The sequence below is a fragment of the Kitasatospora sp. NPDC059146 genome, from assembly GCF_042786665.1.
In the GTDB taxonomy this organism is placed as follows: domain Bacteria; phylum Actinomycetota; class Actinomycetes; order Streptomycetales; family Streptomycetaceae; genus Kitasatospora.
The window spans coordinates 1-2,883 of record NZ_JBHZCY010000255.1 but is presented as its reverse complement, the minus strand read 5'-3'; the positions used below and the strand labels follow the sequence as shown (position 1 = coordinate 2,883).

1 protein-coding gene is annotated in these 2,883 nt (G+C 70.6%); it reads left to right on the top strand.

Annotated elements, in window-relative coordinates:
* Positions 1-2,883: amino acid adenylation domain-containing protein (locus ACFXPX_RS43680; protein ID WP_380645102.1), on the top strand; the 2,883-nt coding region annotated here is incomplete at both ends.

Sequence of the window (2,883 nt, the reverse complement as noted above, 5' to 3'; positions counted from 1 at the left end):
CGCGTCACCTCCCGCCTGCGCACCGAACTCGGCCACGAACTCCCCGTCCGCGCCCTCTTCGAGACCCCCACCATCGCCCAACTCGCCACCACCCTAGGCACGTCGGCAGCGGTCGACACCACGGCCGTCCGCCGCGCGGAACGACCGGCCGCCGTCCCGCTGTCGTATGCCCAGGAACGCCTCTGGTTCCTCGACCGGATGGACCCCGACGGCAACGCCTACACCGTCCCCGTCGCGCTGCACCTGTTCGGTGCGCTCGACCCGGCAGCCCTGGAACAGGCGCTGCACCAGCTCGCGGCCCGGCACGAGATCCTGCGCACCCGGTTCGCCGAGGGAGCGGACTCGGCACCCGCCCAGGTGATCGAGCCCACCGGCTCCCTGCCGCTCGTCCAGGTGGACGCCGGCGACTGGGACGACGTCGACCTCGTGGCAGCACTGCACCAGGAAGCGAGCCGGCCCTTCGACCTCGCGCACGGGCCGCTCGCCCGCGCGCACCTGTTCCGCCTCGACCCGCAGCAGCACGTGCTCCTGCTCTCGATGCACCACATCGTCACCGACGGCTGGTCCTACCGCATCGTCGCCAGGGAACTCGACGAGCTCTACGCGGCCCTCCGCGAGCGACAGCCCAGCCGGCTGACCGAACCCGCCCTCCAGTACGCCGACTACGCGATCTGGGAGCGCTCCTGGCTCCAGGGCGAGCTGGTCGAGGGGCAGGCGGCCTACTGGCGGGAGCAACTCGCCGGACTGGAACCGCTGGACCTGCCCACCGACCGCCCCCGCCCCGCCGTCCGCAGCAGCCGAGGCGCCACCCACACCCTCAACCTGCCCGACACCCTCACCACCGCCCTGCACAAACTCGGCCAGGACCACGGCGTCACCACCTTCATGACCCTGATGGCCACCTACCAGATCCTCCTCCGCACCTACACCGGCCACCACGACATCGCCGTCGGCACCCCCGTCGCCAACCGCAACCGCTCCGAAACCGAAGACCTCATCGGCTTCTTCGTCAACACCCTCGTCCTCCGCGCCGACCTCACCGGCAACCCCACCCTCCGCGAAGTCCTCAACCGGACCCGCGACACCGCCCTCAACGCCTACGCCCACCAGGACCTCCCCTTCGAACGCCTGGTCTCCGAACTCGCCCCCCAACGCGACCTCAGCCGCACCCCCCTCTTCCAGACCATGCTCACCGTCCACGGCTCGACCACGGACATCTCCCACTGCTGGCAGTTGGCAGGACTGGACGTCCAGACGCTTCCCCTGGACGACACGGTCGCTAAGTTCGACCTGACCGTCAGCGCGACCGAGGCCGGCCCCGAGCTGACGATCGATTTCACCTACAGCACCGACCTGTTCGACGCGTCGACCATCGAGCGACTGGCCACCCACTTCCAGCACCTGCTCACCGCCGTCACCACCGAGCCCGACACACGGTTGGACGACCTCGACCTCCTCAGCCCGGACGAGCGCCGCCGCATCCTGCACGAGTGGAACGACACCACCGCGCCCTACCCCCACGACCGCACCGTGCACCAACTGGTCGAACAGCAGGCCCGGTTGCGGCCGGAGGCCATCGCTCTCGTCCAGGGCGAACGACGGTTCAGCTACCGCGAGCTCAACGAACGTGCCAACCAACTCGCCCACCGACTCCGGGAATCCGGCGTCCACCCCGACACCACCGTCGGCATCTGCGCCGAACGCAGCCCCGAACTCGTCATCGGCCTGCTCGCCGTCCTCAAAGCCGGCGCCGCCTACCTCCCCCTCGACCCCACCCACCCCACCGAACGCCTCACCCACCTCCTGACCTCCACCGACACCGCCGTCGTCCTCCACCACCCCCACCAGACCGGACTGGCGGCCTCCCTCGGTGGCACCCTCCTCGCCCTGGACGACCCGACGACCGCCGGGCACCCGACCACCGATCCCGATCCCGTCGCCCACCCCGGCAGTCTCGCCTTCGTCCTCCACACCTCGGGATCCACCGGCACCCCCAAGGGCGTCCAGATCACCCACCGCAACGTCCTACGCCTCACCCACAACACCCGCATCACCGACACCACCCCCGACGACGTCTTCCTCCACCTCAACTCCATCGCCTTCGACGCCTCCAGCTACGAGATCTGGACCCCCCTCACCACCGGCGCCACCCTCGCCATCGCCGCCCCGGGCCGCACCACCACCGAAACCGCCACCCACGACATCCACACCCACCGACCCACCGTCCTCCTCCTCACCACCGCCCTCTTCCACACCCTGGTGGAGGAGTCCTCGCAGGCGCTGGCCGGGGTCCGGCACGTCCTGACGGGCGGCGAGGCCCTGTCGGCCACCCACGTTCGAACGTTCCTGGAGCTCCACCCCGGCTCGGCCGTCGTCAACGTCTACGGGCCCACCGAGAGCACCACCATGGCCACGTGCTTCACCTGTCGGCCGGGGTCGTGGGAGGGTCCGGTACCGATCGGGCGGCCGATCGACAACACCCGCATCCACCTCCTCGACCCGGCCGGACGCCCCGTCCCGATCGGCGTCACCGGCGAGCTGTACCTCGGCGGCGACGGCCTGGCCCGCGGCTACCACCACCAACCCGCTCTCACCGCCGACCGGTTCGTCCCCGACCCCTTCACCCCGGGCGCCCGGCTCTACCGCACCGGCGACCTCGCCCGCTACCGCCCCGACGGCACCCTCGACTTCCTCGGCCGCACCGACGACCAAGTCAAGATCCGCGGCCACCGCATCGAACCCGGCGAGATCGACGCCCGGCTGCTGGAACACCCCGCCGTCACGGCCAGCACCACCGTCGTCCGCGAGGACACCCCCGGCGACAAACGACTCGTCGCCTACCTCACCACCAACTCCACCAATCCACCGAGCACTTCGGAGCTC